Annotated in this window: 2 protein-coding genes and 1 pseudogene; all 3 read right to left on the reverse strand. The window is 72.5% G+C overall.

The window, feature by feature from the left end; all coding sequences use genetic code 11:
• Positions 1 to 592: pseudogene (locus R1101_RS28245) on the reverse strand (competence protein ComEC); the annotation flags it as partial.
• Positions 593 to 620: 28 nt separating this feature from the next.
• Entirely contained in the window at positions 621 to 1,475 is an 855-nt protein-coding gene (locus R1101_RS0122550) for a ComEA family DNA-binding protein (protein ID WP_016935475.1), read from the reverse strand.
• Between the two features lie 147 nt (positions 1,476 to 1,622).
• A partial coding sequence (locus tag R1101_RS28250; RefSeq protein WP_037224747.1) for a DegV family protein occupies positions 1,623 to 1,836 on the reverse strand: 214 nt, incomplete at its 5' end.

The following is a 1,836-nucleotide window of genomic DNA, read 5'->3' on the forward strand; positions in this document are numbered from 1 at the left end:
TCACCGTCGGCGCGGTCTCCGCTCGGAGCACCGCCACCGTGGTGCCCGGCCCGGTGGGCGGTGCCGCTCGCACACGTGCGGTGACCTGTTGCGCCGGTAGAAGATCACCCCACGAGTCGGCCGGCGCGAAGACCATCACCGATCCTCCGGTGTCGAGGGCCCGCCCGCCCGTCGTCACGTGCTCGAGGCGTGCCGGAATACGCACCCGGGGCGTGCCGTCGAACGCCGCCGCCCGGATGCGTCGCGGGTCGTCGGTCGGGACGAGAACGACGGTGGCCCACGATCCGGTCGCCGCTGCGGAAGCGATCGGGTGATGATCGGCCGCCCACATCCGCAGTCCGGCGGCCGACCCGAATCCCGCGACGACGGCCGATACCGCGAGGAGGACCCCGGCACCGACGCGCCGCAGGCGGCCGGTCGCGACGAGACGGACCGTCACCGCGCACCCGACGACGGCGACGAGCGCCACGACGCTCACGATCCGCCAGCCGGTGTACAAGGCCAGCAGGGTCACGCCCCACGCGGCGAGCGCACACGGCACCAGCCGCGCGTCGACAACCGTCGGGACCGCGGTATCGCCGCGTGCGGTCACGCGATCACCGGTGTGCACAGCCGCATCGTCACGCGGTGACCAGTTCACGCAACCTCGCCAACCGCGCAGGTCCGATCCCGTCGACCTCACCGAGTTGTTCGACGTCCGTGAACGGTCCGTTCGCGTCCCGCCACGACACGATCGCCGCAGCCGTCACCGGTCCGACACCGGGCAGGGCGTCGAGCGCGGCCTCGTCGGCCGCATTGAGGTTCAGCAGCCCACCTGCCTCCGGCGGACCGGCACCCGACGGCTGCGCGCCCACGATTCCACTGGTATTCGGAACAGGTTGGGGCGGAGCGATTCCCACGACGATCTGATCACCGTCGGCCACCCGCCGGGCCAGGTTCAGTCCCACGAGATCGGCTCCGTCCGCAGCACCGCCGGCAGCGTCGAGCGCGTCCGCGACGCGCGTGCCGGGTTGCAGCCGCACGAGTCCGGGGCGTGCCACCGCCCCGACCACGCTGACGACGACCTCGGCCGTACCCGGCTGTGCCGCATCTGCCGCCCTCGGCCGGAGCGCGTCCGAAGGCTCGGCCGATTCCACGACCTCGACCCGCGGGAGGGGTGGCACCGGTTCGGCGACGGGACGGTCGCGCCATACGACGACGAGGGCCACAGTGGCAGCGAGCACTCCGATCCCTGCGAGAGCGGCGGTCCCCCGCCGTCCCGTGTCCCACCGCGCGGCGGTCAGCCGATCGGCGAACCGCTCCCGGACGGCACCGGAGTGAACGGATTCGTCGTCGCCGTCCGGATCCGCCCAGGGGTGATCGTCGTTCGTCGGCCTGCCGTTCGTCCAGGACGGTTCCGCAGGCATGTCCGCCGAGGAACGTGTGATCGCGCCGAGACGGGTGCGCGCGAGGTCACGGTGGTCACTGCTCGCCATGCCGCGACGCTAACGGCGTCCACACCGGCCGGGTCCCGTGTCGCCACCGATCCGGCCGGGGCTGTGGATGACTCGTATCCCTGTGGATGAACGTGCGAATCGGTCCCCGGCCGCCGCGATGCGGTCGGGGACGTGGCGTAAAGAGGTTCAGTCCTCCGAGGTGCCGGATGCCCCGGTCGCCGCAGACGCGACGACGACACCGACCGCGCCCGGTCCGACGTGCGCGCCGAGCACCGCGTCGAGTTCGGAGACGATGATCTCGGTGCCGTCCGGGAGTCGCTGTGCGAGCTGATCGGCAAGGCTGCGCGCACGATCCGGCGCGTCGCGATGGTGCACGGCGACGAGCGGTTCGTCGCCGACG

This window comes from Rhodococcus sp. R1101, assembly GCF_000278445.1.
Taxonomy (GTDB): domain Bacteria; phylum Actinomycetota; class Actinomycetes; order Mycobacteriales; family Mycobacteriaceae; genus Rhodococcus; species Rhodococcus gordoniae.